At 40.4% G+C, this 21,374-nt stretch carries 15 protein-coding genes; 11 read left to right on the forward strand and 4 right to left on the reverse strand.

Annotated elements, in window-relative coordinates; genetic code table 11:
* Window positions 1-26 precede the first annotated feature (26 nt).
* The 11 genes from ACESQI_RS14050 (at window position 27) to ACESQI_RS14100 (ending at window position 16,733) form a co-directional block, all read left to right on the forward strand.
* Complete coding sequence (locus tag ACESQI_RS14050) at window positions 27-1,139, forward strand: hypothetical protein (RefSeq protein ID WP_229127698.1); 1,113 nt, start codon at window positions 27-29, stop codon at window positions 1,137-1,139.
* Between the two features lie 18 nt (window positions 1,140-1,157).
* On the forward strand, window positions 1,158-1,925 hold the full coding sequence (locus tag ACESQI_RS14055; RefSeq protein ID WP_373126380.1) for a glycerophosphodiester phosphodiesterase family protein: 768 nt from the start codon (window positions 1,158-1,160) through the stop codon (window positions 1,923-1,925).
* Between the two features lie 93 nt (window positions 1,926-2,018).
* Window positions 2,019-2,645: an RNA polymerase sigma factor gene (locus ACESQI_RS14060; RefSeq protein ID WP_373126382.1), complete on the forward strand. Its 627-nt coding sequence runs from the start codon at window positions 2,019-2,021 to the stop codon at window positions 2,643-2,645.
* A 122-nt stretch (window positions 2,646-2,767) separates the two neighbouring features.
* Window positions 2,768-3,958, forward strand: coding sequence for a FecR family protein (locus tag ACESQI_RS14065; protein ID WP_373126383.1), 1,191 nt, complete (start codon window positions 2,768-2,770; stop codon window positions 3,956-3,958).
* Window positions 3,959-4,156: 198 nt separating this feature from the next.
* Window positions 4,157-7,558 carry a TonB-dependent receptor gene (locus ACESQI_RS14070; protein ID WP_373126385.1) on the forward strand — a complete coding sequence of 1,134 codons (3,402 nt, stop codon included), beginning with the start codon at window positions 4,157-4,159 and terminating at the stop codon, window positions 7,556-7,558.
* Between the two features lie 13 nt (window positions 7,559-7,571).
* The gene (locus ACESQI_RS14075) at window positions 7,572-9,509 is read left to right on the forward strand and encodes a RagB/SusD family nutrient uptake outer membrane protein (RefSeq protein ID WP_195660206.1); all 1,938 of its coding nucleotides are present in this window, start codon (window positions 7,572-7,574) and stop codon (window positions 9,507-9,509) included.
* A 38-nt stretch (window positions 9,510-9,547) separates the two neighbouring features.
* A complete protein-coding gene (locus ACESQI_RS14080; protein WP_195660205.1) occupies window positions 9,548-10,894 on the forward strand; it encodes a DUF5126 domain-containing protein in 1,347 nt (448 codons plus the stop codon).
* Window positions 10,895-11,063: 169 nt separating this feature from the next.
* Window positions 11,064-12,173, forward strand: coding sequence for a glycoside hydrolase family 105 protein (locus tag ACESQI_RS14085; protein ID WP_373126387.1), 1,110 nt, complete (start codon window positions 11,064-11,066; stop codon window positions 12,171-12,173).
* A gap of 6 nt (window positions 12,174-12,179) precedes the next feature.
* Complete coding sequence (locus ACESQI_RS14090) at window positions 12,180-14,465, forward strand: GH92 family glycosyl hydrolase (RefSeq protein ID WP_373126389.1); 2,286 nt, start codon at window positions 12,180-12,182, stop codon at window positions 14,463-14,465.
* A gap of 31 nt (window positions 14,466-14,496) precedes the next feature.
* Window positions 14,497-16,230 carry a hypothetical protein gene (locus ACESQI_RS14095; protein WP_373126390.1) on the forward strand — a complete coding sequence of 578 codons (1,734 nt, stop codon included), beginning with the start codon at window positions 14,497-14,499 and terminating at the stop codon, window positions 16,228-16,230.
* A 173-nt stretch (window positions 16,231-16,403) separates the two neighbouring features.
* Window positions 16,404-16,733: a nucleotidyltransferase domain-containing protein gene (locus ACESQI_RS14100; protein WP_373126392.1), complete on the forward strand. Its 330-nt coding sequence runs from the start codon at window positions 16,404-16,406 to the stop codon at window positions 16,731-16,733.
* On the opposite strand, the gene ACESQI_RS14105 is transcribed toward ACESQI_RS14100, so the two are convergent.
* The 4 genes from ACESQI_RS14105 to ACESQI_RS14120 all read right to left on the reverse strand — a co-directional run bounded on the left by ACESQI_RS14105 (window position 16,687) and on the right by ACESQI_RS14120 (window position 21,373).
* The gene (locus ACESQI_RS14105) at window positions 16,687-17,097 is read right to left on the reverse strand and encodes a hypothetical protein (RefSeq protein ID WP_122201237.1); all 411 of its coding nucleotides are present in this window, start codon (window positions 17,095-17,097) and stop codon (window positions 16,687-16,689) included. The two genes, ACESQI_RS14100 and ACESQI_RS14105, sit on opposite strands and share 47 nt — an antisense overlap.
* The gene (locus tag ACESQI_RS14110) at window positions 17,094-17,588 is read right to left on the reverse strand and encodes an N-acetylmuramoyl-L-alanine amidase (RefSeq protein WP_373126394.1); all 495 of its coding nucleotides are present in this window, start codon (window positions 17,586-17,588) and stop codon (window positions 17,094-17,096) included. The genes ACESQI_RS14105 and ACESQI_RS14110 overlap by 4 nt, the downstream gene beginning before the upstream one ends.
* An 8-nt stretch (window positions 17,589-17,596) precedes the next feature.
* Window positions 17,597-17,947: a hypothetical protein gene (locus tag ACESQI_RS14115; RefSeq protein ID WP_373126396.1), complete on the reverse strand. Its 351-nt coding sequence runs from the start codon at window positions 17,945-17,947 to the stop codon at window positions 17,597-17,599.
* 207 nt (window positions 17,948-18,154) lie between these two features.
* Window positions 18,155-21,373 (reverse strand): hypothetical protein, encoded by a 3,219-nt coding sequence (locus ACESQI_RS14120; protein WP_373126398.1) that lies wholly within the window; start codon window positions 21,371-21,373, stop codon window positions 18,155-18,157.
* Window position 21,374: the final 1 nt, after the last annotated feature.

The following is a 21,374-nucleotide window of genomic DNA, read 5'->3' on the forward strand; positions in this document are numbered from 1 at the left end:
TGGACCGGATTATATTAATTATATGTATGTTTATTTCCCTATCGTCTTATTCTCAAAACAAACTGAGCATAATAACGAAGACAGGGGAAGATGTATATATATCTTCTATGATCGATGACCGTCATGTAATAAACTACTGGTTCAAAAAATGCATGGCCAATGACTTATTTACATTTTACCGTGTTTCCATTACTTCCGATTCCACTAATACTCAAATAGTAAATGAAACCTATAGCGATAATATAGGTCCATTTAACATTCTGGAAGGCGGTTGGTGTGGCGGTAACCATCTGTTCCTGGATGAAAAAACCCAAACAGCCGAAACATTTTCTATCAAATTGTATGCTGATGGGCGTAGTATCACTACTGATACTACGCTCAAAGCACATACAATTAAAATTGAAGTAAAAAATTACATTATTAACCCGCTCAGTGCAAAAGAAAGAGATAATCAGATATACTTCACCGATACGCTGTGCACTGAAAATGTAAACTACACAGTAAACGGTAATAGTATCCAGGTAGATTTATCCCATGATTATACCAATAGAATCCCGGTTATAATAGAAAAATATTATGGGATGCAATCTATGTTTAAAAACGAAAAACAACTTCTTACTCCTTCAGGTGAATATGCGTATTGGACTGATATAAAGAAAGTAAGCAGGTTCAAGAAAAAAGATTTCCCCCGGTTCAACCGATATATTGAGAAGGGAGATTCTTACTTTCAAGCCTCCTTTCTCCTCAATCGCAGTTTGGGAACACACAATGAACTTCCTGATGATGATGTTATTTTCATAGGTAATTCATGGACCAAATGCTATCATAAACTGATAGGAAACGTACCACGTACTGCCGGTGACTACGATTCATGGAGTGGAGTTTATACCTGGATTACGACACCACTACTCGACAATGAATCCTCATTCGCCTATGACGGATTTATTGATGGAAAAAGAGCTATCTTCTTCAGCAATAATATAAAAGGGAATTTTACCATTCCTTTCCCGGACAGTACAATATACAAGAAAATAAATAGTATAGAAAACTCCTCTGATTCTAAAATCAAAAGAAAAAACGGTTTTATTTATCTTTCTTGCAACTCACCGGGGAGTGTAATTATCTCATTGAAAAAATAATCTCAAATTTTAGAATATATGAAAAAGAAACTAACATTGATTTACTTAACAGGACTTCTTACAATCAGCATTACAAATGTAAATGCCCAGCCAAAGGTCGTCGCCCACCGTGGACATTGGGATACCGAAGGTTCAGCCCAAAACTCCATCAGAGCACTAATTAAGGCAGATTCCATTAAATGTGACGCATGTGAATTTGATGTATGGTTAACGGCCGATAAACAGCTTGTGGTAAATCATGATAATACTATAAACGGTTATGAAATAGAAACCACTTCCTCTGATACCATCCTCAGCCAAAAGTTAAAAAACGGAGAGCTCTTACCCTCATTAAGTCAATTCTTGGATGTTGCAAAACTTCTCACAGTAGATCTCGTACTGGAAATAAAACCTCATAAAAATAGAAAGCACGAAGCAGAAGCCGTCAGCATGGTACTCAACATGGTACAAGAAAAAGGTTTGGAAAATAGAACCTCATACATTACATTTTCCAGAAATGCTTTTGATGAGCTTGTAAAACAAACTAAACGACCGATTCTTTATCTGAATGGAGTAGCACCGGATGTATTAAAAAGTATTGGAGGCACAGGAGCCGACTATCATATTAATGTATTCAAAAAAAATCCCGAATGGATAAAACAACTTCATAATTTAGGGCTTGAAGTTAACATCTGGACAGTTAGTGATCCTGAAGGGATTCAATGGTGTATTGACAATGGTGCCGACTATATTACTACAAACAATCCCGAATTAGTACAGAAAATGATTAAAGAACACTATAAATAACAGCGGTATTAAACAGCAATTTTACATAGAAGATAGAAAAAAAATCATTTATAATGCAAAAATTACTATATTTGTGTTGGAGAGTAAAAACCAATGCATATAAATAAAGAACAGGAAACCTCATTTTCACCCTCAAACAGGCAAGAAAATCATCTTTGGATTGATTTTATTAACGGAGATGATAAAAGTTTCGAACTGATTTACAAGAAGTATGTCGGGGTTCTTTTTCGTTATGGCATTCAATTCACTCAAAACGAAGATATTGTAAAAGATGCTATACATGATGTTTTTGTCCGCATATATAAGAATCGCACACAATTGAAGAAAGAAGTTAATATCAAATTCTATCTTTTCACCGCTCTCAAAAACAGTCTGTATAACACATTCAAACGCGAAATGGTATTCGAGAAACTCGAAGAACAGGAATTATATAATATATTAGACCATTCAGATGAAAACAAAGCGTTGTCAAGTCTGGAACAGGAATCGACAAGAAAAGTAATTCTGCAACTAATGAACCAACTGACGGACCGGCAACGCGAAGTCATTTATCATCGCTTCATAGAAGAACTCTCTATGGAAGAGATAGGCATCCTGATGCAGATGAATACTCAGTCCGTACAAAATCTCATTCAGCGCTCATTAAAAAAAATGCGCGAAAGCCGGTTACCTCTTCATCTATATATTTCATTGATATACAAAGTTATAGATACTGTATAATCTATTCCCGTACAACCACTTTTTCACTTTTCATAAAAAAAATCACTTAAGGTGAGTATGTTTTCCGCTACCAATTGTATTCTGTATGTTACCGTAAACACAAGGAAAGGATTAAAGAATACATGAATTATAAAGGATACACCTATAAAGAACTACTACAGGATGATTTTTTCCTGGAATCACAGCTCACTCCAACAAATGAAAGTATCCGTTTCTGGGATACTATCATAAAGAATGACGAGGCATTAGCTTCTGAAATCAACCGGGCACAGGAAATTATTTGCAGAATACCTTTCCGGAAAAAAGAAATTTCAACAGATGCGCAGGATGAATTACTAAACAGAATTAATCAAAGCATTGAAGTTACTAAAAAGGAAAGGAGCAAAAAGCATTTATGGATCACTGTATCGGCAGCAGCAAGTATTGCATTATTCTGTATATTGGGTTGGACCTACTACAGTGATTTTTACTCAAATGATAATTTAATGGCTATTGAAGAAGTAGCAAAGCCCACCCAGTTCCCCTCAGAAGTACAACTCATACGAAGTAACAACAACGAGATGACTATCCAGGGAGAAGAATCCGTCATTCAGTATGATGAAAAGGGTACACTTTCTATCAATTCCGAAAAAGTGGCTACTAAAGAAAATGACAAACCGGAAAAAAAGCAATCAAAATTCAATCAGTTAATTGTACCACCATGCAAACGTTCATTCTTGGCACTCTCAGATGGGACCAATATATGGGTAAGTGCCAATAGCCGTGTCGTTTATCCGGAAATATTTGAAGACGATAAGCGAGAAATTTTTGTAGAGGGAGAAGTATATCTGGAAGTATCACCGGACAAGAAAAGGCCATTTATAGTAAAAACAAATCAGCTGGATGTAAATGTATTGGGAACAAGTTTCAATGTATCTGCTTATGAAGGAGACAGTAATACAGCAGTAGTGCTTGTCAGCGGAAAAGTAAATATTCATACCAAAAATAACCTGGAAGCAACACTCGCACCAAGTGATATGCTTTGCTTTGAATCCGGTAAGATTTCCCAAAGTAAAGTCAATACAGAAAATTACACCTCCTGGCGTTATGGTACTTATATGTTTGATAACGAAGAGTTTTCCAATATATTAAACAAACTATCCAAATATTACGGTCGGAAAATAGTATGGACGAAAGGAGTTGAAAAACTTCACGGATCGGGAACACTCAATTTAAAAGATGATATATTTAAACTGCTAAAAGGTCTGGAAGCTGCAGCACCAATAACCTTTACTCCAAAAAGTGATGAAATATTTGTAGATGTTAAACCCTAAAAAAAAAGTAAATTTATGATAACTTAGAAAAACACAATAACCCTAAAAAACCGGACGATACTGCAATATCATCCGGCTGTAGATTTCTAATAACTGGACTGACTGCAACCAGTCCAATTTTATTCAAACAAAAATCATTGTAAATGTATGAAAAACATATGTATAATTGGCAAAAACAGATGCCAATTAAATAAATTTATGAAAATCGGTCTTATAACTTTCTTAGCCACTACGTGCATAATCATCGACTCATTTGCAAACAGTAGCTATGCCCAGGCAACACATATTTCTATAGATGTTGAAAACACGACTTTAAAAGAAGTATTCAGAGAAATAGAAAGAAACAGTGAATTTGTAATTTTCTACTTAGAAGAAGACGTAGATTCCAATAGAAAAGTATCCTTAAAAGTCAAGAACCAGACAGTAGACAAAGTTCTTGACAAAGTATTGGCAAAAACCAATAATTCTTATCTGATAGACGACAAACAAATCTTTATTACTAAAAAGGATAAAATGGCTTCTCCGGGTATTCCGGCCGTCGCTCAACAAAAGATAACCGTGAAAGGCGTGGTAACAGATATAAACGGCGAAAAGTTACCCGGTGCTACCGTTGTAGTAGAAGGTACTCCCAGGGGAGCTATTACAGATATTGACGGTACTTACACTATCGACGTAAATAAGAATGAGAAACTTACTTTTTCTTATCTTGGAATGGCGAGCCAGACAATTGCTGTCGGAGATAAAAAGATTATCAATGTAACACTGAAAGAAAAGGAAGATATGCTGGAAGAAGTAACAATCGTTGCTTTTGGAAAGCAAAAAAAGGAGAGTGTAATCTCCTCCATTCAGACAGTACATGTCAAAGACCTGAGAGTTCCCTCCAGTAATCTGACAACAGCCCTTTCAGGACGTATAGCCGGAGTCATTTCTTATCAGACGAGTGGTGAACCGGGACAGGACAATGCGGAATTCTTTATCCGTGGTGTAACCTCTTTTGGCGCAGGAAAGGTAGACCCGCTTATCCTGATTGACAATGTGGAAGTATCTTCCAATGACCTGTCACGACTACATCCGGACGATATTCAAAGTTTCTCTATCCTGAAAGATGCTACGGCAACTGCTTTGTACGGTGCTCGCGGTGCAAACGGTGTAATCCTCGTTACAACCAAAGAAGGAAAAGAAGGGAAAATAAAAGTCTCCTTCCGCGTAGAAAATTCCTTTTCTTCACCCACCAAGAAAATAGAGATGGCAGACCCCATCACTTATATGCGGCTTGCCAACGAAGCGGTAACCGCCCGGAATCCCCTGGCTCCGGTACCTTACTCAAACAGCAAAATCGATAATACCATCCGCGGAACAAATGAGTATGCGTATCCGGCAGTAGACTGGATGAAGATGTTGACCAAAGATGTAGCCATCAATCAAAGAGCCAATCTGAATATTTCGGGAGGTGGTAAAGTAGCCCGGTATTACATTGCAGGTTCTTTTTCTCAGGACAATGGTATTCTGAAAGTAGACAAGCGCAACAACTTTAATAATAACATCAATCTGAAAAAGTATCTGATCCGTTCTAATATAAACATCAATCTGACCAAAACGACAGAAGCAATCGTTCGTGTACATGGTACTTTCGATGATTATTCGGGGCCTATCAGAGGAGGCAGCGAAATGTACAGGAATATTCTGAATGTAAGCCCCGTACGTTTCCCTGCTTATTACGAACCGGATAAAACCTATGCCGGTACTACACACATCCTGTTTGGTGGTAATGAGGGGGTGCAATATATGAACCCCTATGCCGAAATGGTAAAGGGCTACAAGCAGGAAAGCAAAACAGTAATGATGGCCCAGATGGAATTGAAACAGGATTTTGGAAAATGGGTAAAAGGGTTGACAGGCCGCTTGTTGGGTAATACAATCCGTACTTCCGGTTTTGATGTAACAAGAGCATACAGCCCGTTCTACTATGAATCAACCTATGACAGACTCACAGATAGTTATACCCTGACAGAACTAAATCCGGACACTGGTGAAGAATTTATCAGCTATAATCCGGGAAGTAAAACGGTTATCAGTTCATTCTATGGAGAAGCTTCTCTTGCTTACAATCGCGATTTTAAAAAGAATGCAGTAAGTGGTATGTTAGTAGCCATTGCGCGTAACTCGCTGACAGGTAATGCTTCTACTCTTTCCGAGTCTTTACAGAAAAGAAACCTGGGATTATCAGGACGTTTTACCTATGCATACGACTCCCGTTACATGGCAGAGTTCAACTTTGGATATAATGGCTCGGAGAAGTTTGACAAAGGGCACCGCTGGGGATTTTTTCCTTCATTCGGACTTGGATGGTCTATCTCCAATGAAGACTTCTGGACAGACAATCTGAAAAAAGTTGTATCCAAACTCAAATTACGTGCCACATACGGTCTGGTAGGTAATGACGAAATCGGAAAAGAGAGTCAGCGTTTCTTCTATCTTTCACAAGTAACCATAGGTGGCGGAGATAGCTTCAGCACCGGATACGAATTTAACGGAAGAACCCGTAAAGGAGTAAAAATCAGTAATTATCCCAACTCCGAGATCGGATGGGAAATAGCTTACAAAACAAACCTCGGTGTTGAGTTCGGACTGTTTGACGGAAAGGTAGATATCATGGCTGACTTTTTCAAAGAACGCCGTACCAACATTCTCCAGTCCAGAGAAGATATTTCCACTTCAATGGGACTATGGGCTACTCCGGATGTTAATGTGGGAGAAGCGAACGGTAAAGGTATCGATATATCAATAGATTACAACCACTCTTTCCATAAAGACTTGTGGATGGTAGGACGAGCCAACTTTACATATGCCAAATCTACCTACCGCTTCTATGAAGAACCTGATTATAGTGCCATTCCCTGGAAATCAAAAATGGGTATGCCTATTTCGCAGAAATGGGGCTATGTGGCCGAAAGACTTTTCATCGATGATGCAGATGTTCAGAACTCTCCCCGGCAGGATTTCGGTGAATATCTGGCAGGCGACATCAAATACAAAGACATCAACAATGACGGTGTTATCAATGAAATAGATATGGTACCCATCGGATATCCTACCACACCGGAAATCAACTACGGATTCGGACTTTCCTTCGGATATAAGAACTTCGACCTCTCCGTATTCTTTCAAGGCTCCGCCCGCTCCTCATTCTGGATAGACGCTGATAAAATGTCTCCATTCAACCAATCCACTGCCAACGGAAGAGTGATTGAAACCGGATTGGCCAAATTCATTGCAGACGACCATTGGTCATTGACCTCTCAGAATCCGAAAGCATACTGGCCAAGATTATCAAACACGCTTATTGCCAACAACAACCAACGCAGTACTCAATTTATGCAGGACGGTAGTTTTCTTCGTTTCAAAAGTGCGGAAATAGGTTATACACTTCCCAAGAGTTTTACGAACAAGATGAGGCTGACCACCTGTCGTTTTTATGCAAGCGGTACCAATCTGTTATTATTCAGTAAGTTCAAACTTTGGGATGTAGAAATGGGTGGTAACGGATTAGGCTATCCTATCCAGCGCGTTATTAACTTAGGACTTAATCTTTCATTCTAAAAACATATACATTATGAAAACATATCTGACGATTTTTAAAACCTTTATCCTGATACTCTGCATTTCACTGGCATCCTGTCAGGAATATTTAAATGTAGTTCCGGACAATATCCCCACAGTAGATCATGCATTCAAAAACCGGCACGAAGCAGAAGGATTCCTTTATGGCTGCTTTTCCTTCCTCCCTTCATTTGCCGATGCCGGTTCCAATCCGGCACTTCTTGGTGGAGACGAAGTATGGTATATTGATCCTGTAACCGGCATGAGCCCTCGCCTTTGGTACATTGCCCGTGGCGACCAGGGTACCAATGCTCCTTTGGCAAACTATTGGGGTAGCAAACAGAATGGCGATGATCTGAAAGGAGGTAAAGCAATATTCACAGCATTGAGCGATTGCAATATCTTTCTTGAAAACATTCACAAACCTTATGATCTGACAGAAGAAGAACGGACCAGATGGGTTGCAGAAGTAAAATTCTTAAAAGCATTCTATCATTTCTGGCTCTTCCGCATGTACGGACCTATCCCATTAATTAAAGAAAACCTGCCTATCAGTTCCACATCCGAAGAAGTACAAAGATACCGGGAACCGGTAGACGAGGTAGTAAGCTATATCGCATCCTTACTGGACGAAGCTGCCAGTGATCTTCCGTTACAGATAGAAGATCTGATGAATGACCTGGGAAGACCTACCCAACCGATGGCACTGGCTGTAAAAGCGCAACTCCTTACGTTAGCTGCCAGCCCGCTCTTCAACGGTAATCCCGACTATGCGGACATTACCGACAACAGAGGTATTCATCTTTTCCCGCAAAATTACAGTGCAGACAAGTGGAAAACAGCCGCAGATGCACTCAAAACGGCCATTGATGTAGCACATGAAGCCGGTCATGATTTATTTGACTTCAAGCAGACAAACTATGCAAGCAAACTGAATGAAAAGACAATCCTGGCTATGCAAGTGAGGGGAGCCGCTACAGAAAGATGGAACAAAGAAATCATCTGGGGCGATTCTAATTCAAACACAGACAACCTGCAACGTGCCTGCCACCCCATCTTCATGAGCGGACAAGGTACAGGCGGCCTGCGGAAATGCTATGCCCCTCCTTTAAGAATGGTTGAACAGTTTTATACCGAAAACGGAGTACCGATCGAAGAAGACAAAGACTGGGTAGGAGTAGATCCAATGGGAATAAAGACAGCATCTGCCAGTGATAAGTTGTATATCCAGGAAGGATTTGAGACAATCAATCTTCACTTCAAAAGAGAAGCCCGTTTTTATGGTTCTATCATTTTCGACGGAGGTACATTTTATGGTAACAGCAGGACCACTTCCGATGATAATCTTTGGGTAACCCAATTGAAATTCGGCAATATCGGTGGAGGTACCAATCCTTCAGACAGACATTCCAGCACTGGTTACCTGTGCAAGAAAATGATCCATTATTTATCGTCCGTACCTGACAACAGCGACCAGTTTACCCAACACAGATATGCTTTTCCTATTATACGCCTGGCCGATCTTTACTTAATGTACGCCGAAGCACTGAACGAATGGAAAGCAGCCCCGGATCAGGATGTATATGAATACATCGACAAGGTGAGAGCCAGAACCGGACTGGAAGGTGTGGTAAAAAGTTGGCAGGAACATTCATTGACTCCGGACAAACCGAAAAACAAGGAAGGAATGAGAGAAATTATACGCAGAGAACGTATGAACGAGCTGGCTTTCGAAGGCGTTCGTTTCTGGGACCTGAAACGATGGAAACTGGCAGAAACATACCTCAACAAACCGATACGTGGCCTGAATATTCTGGGCGAAACAACACAGGATTTCTATCAGGTGAAAACTGTCTATCAATTGAAATATACAAAGAAGGATTACCTGTGGCCAATCAAACAAAGCGTTTTGTTAAGAAACAAAAACCTGGTACAAAACTTAAACTGGTAATTGTAAACAGATTAGTAACAGTTTAACAATAAAACAAAATGAAAAGAAATTATATAGCATACATATTGTTAACAGTTTCCCTGATGTGGAGCTGTTCGGAAGTAAAAGACTGGCAGGATGAAAAAGACAATATTCCTCCTAAAAGTGTAACAGACGTAGTAGTAGAGAATATAAACGGTGGTGCAATAATCACCTATAAACTACCCGATGATCCCGATCTTCTGGCTGTAAAAGCAGTGTACTACTACAAAAAAGGAGAAGACCTGAAGGAAGCATATTCATCTGCATTCAATAATACAATTTCACTGGAAGGCTTTCCTGATGTAAACGAACGTACCGTACAACTATTTGCCATTGATAAAAGTATGAATCACTCTGCCCCTGTAGAAGTACAGATCAAGCCTCTCCTTCCTCCGGTAGAAATGATTCGTAAATCACTAAAAGTAAACCCTACATTCGGTGGAGTCTATATGCTATGGGAAAACGCACAGGAAGACGAGATATCTATCACTCTTTATAGAAAAGATGCTAAAGGTGACATGGCATTCTATGATGCCTATTACAGTAAAGCCAAAGAGGGCAAATACACGTTCAGAGGATTGGAAAACGCGGAACAGGAGTTCTATTTCGAGATCAAAGACAAATGGGGAAATTATTCAGCTCCGCTGGATACCATACTGACTCCTTTGTTTGAAGAAGAGATCGTTGGACGTAACAACAGTGGCGATATCTGGCAAAGATGGGGATGGGACGATAAATCTTGCATTTACAGAGGTGACATCGTAGGGCAAGAAGCCGCTGCCAACCGTCAGTTCCGCCTGATTCATGATGGTAACACCTGGAATAATTCTACCTGGTGGCATACCAAGGGCAACAAGCTGTCCGACTTTATCGACTGGCCTAATGCCGAATATACAGTAATGCCCTTGTACTTCACCATTGATATGGGCAAAAAAGCCTCTTATAGCCGGCTCAGGTATTGGATGAGAAGCCGTAGTCCCATCTTCTCAGCACAAACATTTACGAGTTTCGAAGTATGGGGTACCAACAATCCCAAACCCCTCAACCAGATAGGAGACGGAAGTAAAGAAGATAACCTGAAGTACTGGACGGAATGGTCGGAAGTAAACGGTACGGATGAGTGGAAGAACGATTGGGAAAAACTGGCAGATTTCAAACTGACTTTACCCTCAGGAGCCACGGACCCCAATTTACTGACCAATGAAGATACCGAATTTATAAAAGCCGGATTTGAAGTAGAAATGGACCCGAAATACGCTAATGAACCTTTCCGTTACATTCGTTTTGTGGTTCGTGAATGTAGGGAACCCAGTGCTCAGATTCAGCTAAGTGAACTTAAATTCTGGGGAGCGTATAAAGAATAATTATAGAAAAGTATACCAAAGAGATGATTGACTGAAACGCAGATTAACCCGGATTCCCGCAAAGTAAATAAACGGAAAATAAAAAAGAACCGTCTTTCTAATTTGCACGAATTTGTGTTAATTTGCGTTCTATCGAATTAATTCATTTCTCATAAATGCATCAAAGTAAATGTCGACAAAAGTCCTGTATATCATTATCTTTACTATATTTGCGTCAACCTCTGTGGCGCAAAATAGGATTCTGAAGAAGTTTCCCGAAGGTTACACTCCGGAAGAGGTAGGAATCAAGGTTGCCAACCGCTTTTTATCCGGTAAACACATGCTACATGGTGGTAAATGGATACATTATGCTGAAGTATGTACCTGGTACGGAGCAGTGCGTTTTGCCAGCGAAAGCAAGAATAAAGAGTTATCCAGGCAGTTACAAGAACGTTTTGACTATTTGTATACAGCAGAAAGAGATCTCCTGCCCATCAAAAATCATGTCGATTTGAACATGTTCGGATGCCTTCCTCTGGAACTCTATCTGATAACAAAAAAGATGCAATACCTGGATTTGGGAATTTCTTATGCCGACACACAATGGGAACTACCTGCGGAAGCCTCAGCTGAAGAAAAAAGGTGGTCCGACAAAGGACTTAGCTGGCAAACCCGCTTGTGGATAGATGATATGTATATGATAACCATCTTGCAATCGCAAGCCTACAGAGCAACGGGCAACCGGAAATACATCGACCGGACTGCACGTTCAATGGCCGTCTACCTGGACGAATTGCAACGCCCTAACGGGCTGTTTTATCATGCCCCGGATGTTCCTTTCCTTTGGGGAAGAGGCAATGGATGGATGGCAGCAGGTATGGCAGAACTTTTGAAAGTATTGCCCAAAGACAACCCGGATCGTCCGCGTATCCTACAGGGGTATCTTGATATGATGAAAAGTTTAAAACAATATCAGGCAGAAAACGGTATGTGGAATCAGTTGATAGACGCTCCCGATTGCTGGAACGAGACTTCCGGAACGGCGATGTTTACCTACGCCATGATCACAGGCGTAAAGCAAGGCTGGCTGAAAGCCCGGGAATATGCTCCTGCAGTCCGTAAAGCATGGCTATCACTGGTCTCTTATATCAATGAAGCCGGAGATGTAACAGAGGTATGTTCGGGCACCAATAAGAGAAATAACCGGCAATACTATTATGACCGACCCAAAAAAACAGGAGATTATCATGGACAGGCACCCGTACTGTGGTGCGCTTTCGCATTAATGGAAAACAAATAAATAGGTATGAAATTATATTTAAGTTTATTATGTACACTACTGTTATCCGGCTGTTCTATGACGCGGAATGAGAAATATGCAGACTACGTTAACCCCGTCATTGGTACAGACATACAAAGACATGCACGAGGTGACAAAGCACCCTCAGAAGAGAAAGGACAAACCATGCCGGCAGTCGGTGTACCCAACGGAATGACCAACTGGGTACCACAAACACTGGAAGGAGAGCATAAATGTAATCCCCCTTATTATTATTACCACGACGAAATACAAGGATTCCGTGCCAGCCATTGGATCAGTGGCTCATGTACACAGGATTATGGCAGTGTAACAATAATGCCTGTCACCGGTGAATTAAAAACAAATGCCAGAGAGCGTGCTTCCCAATTTAGCCATGATGAAGAAACGGCAAAGCCTTACTATTATCAGGTGATGCTGAAAGATTACCTGATTCATGCCGAACTTACAGGTTTGTCTCACGCAGGAATCATGCGTTTTAGTTTTCAATCGGATAAAGATCGTTATGTCATTATAGAACCCAATAGTGACAAGCAACAGGGGTATTTAAAAATTGATGCAAAGAGCAGGGAAGTAACAGGTTATAATCCCGCCTACAGAATCTATCAGGGAAGTGGAAAGAGTGCCGGATTCAGTGGATATTTCGTCATCCGGTTTGAAGAAGATTTCGACTCCTTCGGAACATGGAAAGACAGCGAAGTCACAACGGGAGAAACAGAAATAAAAGGGAACAAAAACAGGATAGGGGCCTGGATTAAACTCGCTCCTGAAAAAGGGAACAGCATACAGGTAAAAGTAGGTACCTCTTTCACCAGTATTGAAAATGCCCGTAAAAATCTGGAAGCAGAGATTCCCGGATGGAATTTCGAGAAAGTAAAGAAACAGTCGGCAGCCAGCTGGGAGAAAGCACTGAGCCAGATAGCTGTAAAGAGCAGCGATGAGAAGAAAAAGACTCAATTTTATACCGCTCTTTACAATGCCCGTATGCTGCCCCGCACTTTCAGCGATGTGGAAGGTTATTATCCCGGTTTCTCCGAAAATTACACCATCCATCAAGCCAAAGATTTCACCTATTATTGCGATTTCTCCATGTGGGATATCTACAGAGCCGTATTACCCCTCTACTCCATTCTTAGCCCGTCTCTCACAGGAGATTTTTCTAAATCTTTCATTGTAAAAGGGCAACAAGGCGGGTGGCTGCCTATCTTTCCACTATGGAATAATTATACGGCAGCCATGATCGGCGATCACGGAATAGCCATGATGGGGGATGCCATCCTGAAAGAGGTTCCGGGATTCGACTATGAGGAAGCCTACCGGCTTATGCGCAAAAATGCATTTGAAGTCAATACAGACCGGAAAAGTTATGTAGAAGGTAAAGGACGCCGGGGTCTGGAATCCTATCTTCAATACCACTATATCCCATTGGAAGACAATGTATGGGATGCATTCCATAAGAGAGAACAAGTATCCAGAACACTGGAATATGCCTATGATGACTTCGTTCTGGCACAAGTAGCCAGGAAATTAGGAAAAACAGATGACTACAGAACATTGGTAAAAAGGGCCATGAACTATAAAAACGTGATCGATCCGGAAACCGGCTATGCACGCGGACGTTATGCAAACGGAGAATGGATCGAACCTTTCGAATTCGATAAATTTGTAGATTATATATGCGAAGGAACACCTTACCATTACACATGGTATGTTCCCCATGATGTAAACGGACTGATGAAACATATCGGCAAAGAGCGTTTCCGGACACGTCTCGACACTTTCTTTGAAAAAGATTACTACTGGCACGGCAATGAACCGGGACATCATATTCCCTACCTTTTTGCTTTGGCAGGTGAAGCCTGGAAAACTCAGAAATGGGTACACAACATATTGAATAGAGAATATTATCCTACGCCCGATGGCCTGAGCGGTAACGACGATGCCGGACAAATGTCCGCATGGTTAGTGTTCAGTATGGTTGGATTTTATCCGGTATGTCCCGGTATGCCTTATTACGTCATTGGCAGTCCGGGCTTTGAAGAGAGTATCATCACGCTGGAGAATGGAAAAAAATTCAAGGTAGAGGCCAAAGGATATACAGAGGAAAACATCTATATCCAGTCGGCAACCTTAAACGGACAGCCTTACAACAAATGCTATATTCTGCATGAAGACATACTGAAAGGGGGTACTCTATCTTTCGTCATGGGAAATACTCCCAATAAGCAATGGGCATCCGATGCCGATGCAATGCCTTACGTTACAACAGAATAAGACACAATTAATATAAATACAAATCAAAATTATGAAGAAGTGGATATTAGGAGGGATAGGGCTCTGTATGTTTCTGCCTATCCTGGCACAACAAATTCAAAAAGAGGGATATCTGGTAATGGACATGGTACATCACAACCCCGGAGATGCCATGACACAGAGTGTTTTCCGCAAGCCGGAGAAGTTAGCCTCTTTTGGCATGAATGGCATGGTCATCAATGAGTTTAAGTTCCCGCAATGTGCCGTCAGTTTCTCAAAATTCGACAAGCGTATTTTCCCGAAAGGATCAGAAGAAAAAGCATGGATCGAAACACTGACAAAAGAAATCAGAACACAGATCAAAGCGTGTCACGAGAACGGTTTACAAGCGTTCTATTTCACTGATATCATTGTATTACCCCAAAAGTTAGTTGAGCTCTATAAAGACGAGATTTGTGACGAGGATGGAAAAATATCTTTCGAGAAGCCCAAAACCTGGGAGATTCACCGGATCATGCTGAAAGAATTATTCGAGCGTTTCCCGGAGATGGACGGATTGGTGATCCGTACCGGAGAGACTTATACCCACAACATTCCGTATCACATAGGAAACGGCCCGGTAGATTATAAAAACAGATATGATAAAAGCATTGAGATACATGCCCGGCTAATGAATCTGCTCAGAGAAGAGGTATGTGTAAAAAGAAATAAGAAGATTATATACCGTACGTGGGATTTTGGTTTCTTCCATGTCCGCCCGGATTATTACTTAGCCGTTACCGAGCAAGTAGAACCACATCCCAATCTCTATATGGCTATCAAACACACCAATGGAGACTACTTCCGGACTTTCCATTTCAACAAAACGATCACATTGGGTAAACACAAACAAGTAGTGGAGGTACAATGCCAGCGTGAGTATGAAGGAAAAGGAGCTTATCCGAACTATGTGGCAAATGCCGTAATCAATGGCTTTGAAGAGACAAAGCAGGATGCTTCTCCCCGTTGCCTGAACGATGTGAAAGATAATCCATTGTTCTATGGCGTATGGACCTGGTCGAGAGGTGGAGGCTGGTACGGTCCTTACATATCCAATGAACTTTGGTGTGACCTCAATGCCTACGTGATGAGCCAATGGGCCCTGAATCCTAACCGCACAGAAGAAGATATTTTCAATGAATACGCACTGAAAATTGGTATATCCCAAGAGACTCTCCCATTCTTCCGCCGTCTGTGTATGCTGACCCCCGATGCTATTATCCGGGGAAGAGGTTCACTCCTGCACTCCGTCAATGTGACCTGGACACGCGACCATTACTTAGGAGGAATCAACCAGCTAAAGAGAATCTTCGATGAAATCTTAAAGAAAAACATAGTCGACGAGTCATTGTACGAAATGAAACTTTCCGTAGCACTCTGGGAGGATATAGTAGAATTATCCGAAAAGATACAATGCAACGACAAAGCCATCGAACAGTATATCAAAACCTCTTCTCTATATGGACTCTGGCTCCACAGAATTATGGAACAAGGCTGGATTGTCATGCTTAAAGGATACCAGGGTGAGCAAACAGGTGTATATGATAAAACAGCAATTAAACTCGCACTCGAAAAATACGATCACTCATGGAATGAGTATCGCCAACTGAAAGAAAATAACGGGGATTGTGCCACACTCTATTATGATCAACACGTTAAATTCAATGTGGGTGGTGATCGTACTAAAATCGGATTTGTAGATGGTATGGGAGCAACCGTTAACAAGTATCGCGCAATGGTAGAATAACAGAGATTCAAATTAACATTATTAACAGAGTCTCTCAACTACCATTGTTAAGCTTACAAAAGTACGTACTTTATACCTATAGAAGTACGTACTTTTGGTATATAAAGAATACTAATTAACACACAGTTAAATACGTATCTTTATAATGCTCCTGATTAATAAATAAAGTATCTATGAAATACGGATTAGAAGAACAAACCCTACAAACCATCTTTCTTATATTCGGCAAATATCCGGAAGTAGAGGAAGTAATACTCTATGGTTCAAGAGCTAAAGGGAATTTCAAGCCTTTCTCTGACATAGACGTCACTTTAAAAGGGAAGATCTCACCAGAGACCTTACTCTCCATCAATTGTGCATTCTCCGAATCCTCACTGCCATATCTGTTTGATATTTCAATATTTAATGATTTAAATAATCAGAATTTGATTGATCATATCAACCGTTGGGGAAAAGTTATTTATACCGTCGCCTCAACCGATATATCAGCCAACCAGCCATAATCAAAGCAAATCCGATTACAATACCAAAGGCCCATCCTCCAAGCTCCATTTTAATAGACTCCCAACGAGATAACTGCTTCTCGATGGGATAAGGTACACAAATACTATCCGTCCGATTGATATAAGTCGTATCATATACAAGTTTATTTCTATATTCAACATGCCAACGATCACGAAAAACAGTATCCCCTTTCATAAACATAAAAATACTATCATGTACGTGGATAGAATCACGTAACCAGCGATCGCGATATTCTGTATTTATCTTAACCGTTTCTATCGGAACATATTTAATACTATTACAAGATACCAACCATGCCCCGATGGATAGGAGCATGGTCAGTATGTAAATAAACCGTTTCATGGTTTCACAATTGTGTTACGCAAAAAGTTATTAAACTCGCTTCGCACATCGAAGCACGGGCAGCTTTTGATATATTCTCCCGGTTCAACTTCACCACTGTCATCAAGATCAGGAGAAGTATCGCGATGTCCAAGCAACTCAATGATATCATATTCTTTAAATAACTTTGCAACCAGATCACGAAGAGAGTTCTTCTGCGCTTCTGTCCGGGTATCTGCCGGACGTCCATTCACATCGAGCCCACCAATGTAGCAGATACCAATACTGTGTTTATTGTATGACACCCCGGAAAATCCTTTCGTATTGCAGTGTGCACCATCAATAGAGAGTGGCCGTCCGTTCTCTACAGTACCATCAAGATCAATTACAAAGTTATAACCGATCCGGGTGAACCCCCTTTGTCTGTGTATACAGTCAATATCTTTTGCACGTAAATCCAGTCCGGCACGTGTGGCCGAACAGTGAATAATTATTGAATCAATTGTTCTCATTTTATTAATTAATAATCACTTGGTGGCTGCCGGTTGGCACATCCTCGTACATCACATTTCTTTATCTCAGCTTCTTTCAGTTTTAATTCAAGCTCATGTCGTTTATGAATTTCCTCCAAATGGGCTGACTGCTCCTGTCGGAGTTCATTATACAAAGAGTCAATCTTTATATCACGTTCGGCCATTCGCTTTTCCAGCCAATCTACCTGCTTACGTTCATTTTCATTCTCCATGCTGTCTGCTGAAGCATCTTCCTTCCGGGCATTCGTCTTACGATTCACCCAAAAAGTAATTAGCCAAGTAATTGTAGAACTACCACCTATAGCGCCTACTATTGCCAACCAATCATTTAATTCCATATTTTCTTTTTATCAAAAAGATAATACTACTTTTATACTGTTTTCATAGTATTATCCCTTTCGAGGGAAATATTTAAAGTTTTAGCCGTCCTGCTTGCGAAAGTTAGGCGGTTTTTGATTTGAGTATATCAAAACAATTTAACAAACACACACCAAATATTCAAGACACAAATGAACTACTGCTAAATTACAAAAGTAAATTTTAAATTATTCTGCACGCAGTTTTAAAAATCCATTTGAATCAACGTATAGTTTATTTAAATCAAATAGATAATTTCTAACTAATATTCCCGATGCAGAATACTCAATCCTATTTATTGGCACAGTATCATCCTCATAAGCGTAACTGTATGATCTAAAATATCCTTCCTGAGCATCAGAACTTGATTTCACACCTATAACACACATGGTCCTTCCGATTGAATCCTCGATTCTTAAATGTCTGTTATTCGGATCTATCACTACCTTATTTCCGTCTTTATTAGACGAAAAGATACCAGTCAAATTAACTATGCCGTCCTTGTCAACTTTAAAATTATCATTTACATTCAATCCTGATGCTTTTATAGCACTTGCGAGCATATTACCTGTCGTATTTACATTTCCTGCATCATCAATCGAGAAGACAATCTCACCATTTTTAAGTCCAAACATCCCTGAGCGTTTTACTCCATCAATTGTAATACAGTCTTTCCCTTGAGCCACTCCTGTCAATGTCCCATCGGCACTTTTTACTCCACTGAACATGGTGGGAGTAACAATGTATTCAGAACCAATCTCCGTTGCATAGCCATTCCATTTTTTCAACCAATCCGGAACATCTGCATCCAACCCCGGTTGTCCATCCTGCCCATCCACTAAAATAGGAATTGTTTCTTCATCAAGGATAATGGTTCTTTCTGAATTTTTAAGTAAAACTAATATGCTTGATGAATTACTATCAGCCGATATTGTCAAAGTTCCAGAAGTTGAGGTAACGGGATCATCGCTCCTATCATTTCTAGCCGAAATAAACACTTCACCATCAGCGCAAATAACAGGATCAGAAACACCTGTCTTTTTATATGCTTTAATCGTGAGTGTATTCCCATTCTTGAAATCTCCATCCTTGTCTAGCGAGAATAAAGAAGGAGAACATATAAGATAATATATCGTAGCCGGAATACCGTCTACACCTGCACAGACCTTTGTTATTGTCATTACAGTAGTAGCCACTACAACTCCGGAAATGGAAGCAGTAAAAGTCACAATCATAGGATCAAGGCCAGCAGACATATTATTTAGAGTGAATTCCATTCCATTACCATTTGTGATAAAACTATAATCGGTGAAATTAGTTTCAAAACTAACATTGTAAATTGCATTTTTAACCTCGGTAGCACCTAAGTATAGTTGAACTGTACTTTTTGCCAGTTCCTTCAAATCCGATAGGCTCAGAAGATTTCCATATTGATCGCATGGTATACTGGCGTTATCATTAGTAAGATCCAGTTTGTATACACTTGCACCGGGTTTACCATCCAGACCGTCCGCAACTTCAGGAAGTTCCTTCTGTGAAACTATTGAATTACCTTTTAACAGACGCAGTTTAATGCCATCTTGAAAGTACTGGGCGGACATCGTATCTTCAATGGACCACGGCAGGTATTCCGGGCTATAGTTTTCGTCCATAGGCGTTATATATTTAAGGGCTAACCCTTCGGTTGTCATGGCCTCATTCGTGGTTATATTTACAAATCGGTTACCGATCGTCTTCTTTATCGAATACTTCATCTCAGAGGGATAAGGCATCCCTTTTTTAGGATTGCGTATGACTGCCACAGGCGTTATGATCTCATATATGACTGCATCGTTCCCAGGCTCTCCTTTTATTCGTATCGGGCTCCCCCAAGTCCCCAAAGAAGCGTGTTCGGCTACTTTCTGACTCATCCAAACGACTCCACTTGTAGCATCAGTATGCCAACCTTCGGTTGTCCCGTCACCAGTAGGCAAATCCGGATCATCCGGATCATCATTGTAAGTTATAAAAACAGAAAGTCCGTCAGTTCCTTGCGCGCCATTAACACCATTATTTCCATCGGCTATCATTAGTTCCCATGCCATACCATTATAGATATATACCCGACCGTTATCCGTATCACGATATACCCAATTCTTTTGAGGAGTCGTAGGAGGAGTGGCGGAATCCCCTTTCCATATAATACTTAAACCATCTTTACCGTTAATACCATTCATTCCATCCTTACCATTCATTCCGTCCACAGTCATCAAATACCATGTATCATCTTGATAAACATAGCATCTCTTATCAGTGGTATTACGATAATACCAACCATTTTGAGGATTAACAGGATGCGAATCAAAATCACCTTTATAGAAAAGGCTGACTCCGTCTTCCCCATTAATACCATTTATACCATCCATACCCGGATTACCCTTGTCACCCTTATCCCCTTTCAAATTCTCTTTCGCTTCATCTGAAAGGTTATCCCAGGTCAAAACTACATCCTGCATTGTACATACATACTTCCCCTTCGATTCATCCCATTCCCAAGAAATTGTACCTCCGGCAATGTACCCGGATTTGTCAGCGTTAAATTGTGCAGAGCCATCACCGAACATGGCTGAACCGTCCGGCTTGATCTGATAAACAACATGTTTATTTACTGTTCCTTTTATCATACCATTCTCACAATAGAATCCTTTCATATCGCCTTCACCCGGTATGCTTCCTCCCATTCTCATATTAAGGCAACCCTCAAAGCTTTTCGAGTTTATATTAAAGAGGATATCAATAGCAGGTTGCCCTCCTTCGTCTGCATGTAAATAAATAGCAGATTGCCTGTCTTTATTTACTCGATTACCAAACTGAATAATTTCATCGCCCGGCTTCGGGATGTTCATTTCCCCACTACCACCAACATACTCAATTCCATCTTTATACTCAAGCGACCCCATAAATTCTGTAGCAGGAATAATAAGAGTAGTGTTATCATTAATAATATCAGTTATTTCTACCCAATAGAATTTCGCCACATTACTAAAATGCTGACAACGGATAAAATCATGGGGTACAAAAGACATCTCGTCTTCAATTGTGATATACCAATTACCATCTTCCTTCAATTCCGCTGTTTTAATCTTACCATTACCCTGTGAGATATTTAATGCACCTTTTATACAACGTATTTTACTAATCAGCATTTCAAACACAATCATTGTCCTTCGAACTACCAGCTCATCCGTTTCTATTCGCCATATACCGGACACACGTTCCCAGATTTTCCAACCATGCCCGGCAAAGCCGGACACAAAATCTTCTATATACTCCGGGATTAGCTTTCCCGCCTTATTCAATATTTGTTTTCCCGTAGCTTTTGCCGACGAGAGGAAACCGGATACTCCGGTTGATGATAATATAGCCATA

Source organism: Bacteroides sp. HPS0048 (assembly GCF_964240755.1).
Taxonomy (GTDB): domain Bacteria; phylum Bacteroidota; class Bacteroidia; order Bacteroidales; family Bacteroidaceae; genus Bacteroides; species Bacteroides nordii.

What these genes read in the sequence shown, in the direction of transcription:
- ACESQI_RS14110 (WP_373126394.1), bottom strand. Translation starts at nt 17,588, where the DNA reads ATGAGAACAATTGATTCAATAATTATTCACTGTTCGGCCACACGTGCC.
- ACESQI_RS14065 (WP_373126383.1), top strand. Translation starts at nt 2,768, where the DNA reads ATGAATTATAAAGGATACACCTATAAAGAACTACTACAGGATGATTTT.
- ACESQI_RS14060 (WP_373126382.1), top strand. Translation starts at nt 2,019, where the DNA reads ATGCATATAAATAAAGAACAGGAAACCTCATTTTCACCCTCAAACAGG.
- ACESQI_RS14115 (WP_373126396.1), bottom strand. Translation starts at nt 17,947, where the DNA reads ATGGAATTAAATGATTGGTTGGCAATAGTAGGCGCTATAGGTGGTAGT.
- ACESQI_RS14120 (WP_373126398.1), bottom strand. Translation starts at nt 21,373, where the DNA reads ATGGCTATATTATCATCAACCGGAGTATCCGGTTTCCTCTCGTCGGCA.
- ACESQI_RS14105 (WP_122201237.1), bottom strand. Translation starts at nt 17,097, where the DNA reads ATGAAACGGTTTATTTACATACTGACCATGCTCCTATCCATCGGGGCA.
- ACESQI_RS14095 (WP_373126390.1), top strand. Translation starts at nt 14,497, where the DNA reads ATGAAGAAGTGGATATTAGGAGGGATAGGGCTCTGTATGTTTCTGCCT.
- ACESQI_RS14085 (WP_373126387.1), top strand. Translation starts at nt 11,064, where the DNA reads ATGTCGACAAAAGTCCTGTATATCATTATCTTTACTATATTTGCGTCA.
- ACESQI_RS14050 (WP_229127698.1), top strand. Translation starts at nt 27, where the DNA reads ATGTTTATTTCCCTATCGTCTTATTCTCAAAACAAACTGAGCATAATA.
- ACESQI_RS14055 (WP_373126380.1), top strand. Translation starts at nt 1,158, where the DNA reads ATGAAAAAGAAACTAACATTGATTTACTTAACAGGACTTCTTACAATC.
- ACESQI_RS14070 (WP_373126385.1), top strand. Translation starts at nt 4,157, where the DNA reads ATGAAAATCGGTCTTATAACTTTCTTAGCCACTACGTGCATAATCATC.
- ACESQI_RS14080 (WP_195660205.1), top strand. Translation starts at nt 9,548, where the DNA reads ATGAAAAGAAATTATATAGCATACATATTGTTAACAGTTTCCCTGATG.
- ACESQI_RS14100 (WP_373126392.1), top strand. Translation starts at nt 16,404, where the DNA reads ATGAAATACGGATTAGAAGAACAAACCCTACAAACCATCTTTCTTATA.
- ACESQI_RS14090 (WP_373126389.1), top strand. Translation starts at nt 12,180, where the DNA reads ATGAAATTATATTTAAGTTTATTATGTACACTACTGTTATCCGGCTGT.
- ACESQI_RS14075 (WP_195660206.1), top strand. Translation starts at nt 7,572, where the DNA reads ATGAAAACATATCTGACGATTTTTAAAACCTTTATCCTGATACTCTGC.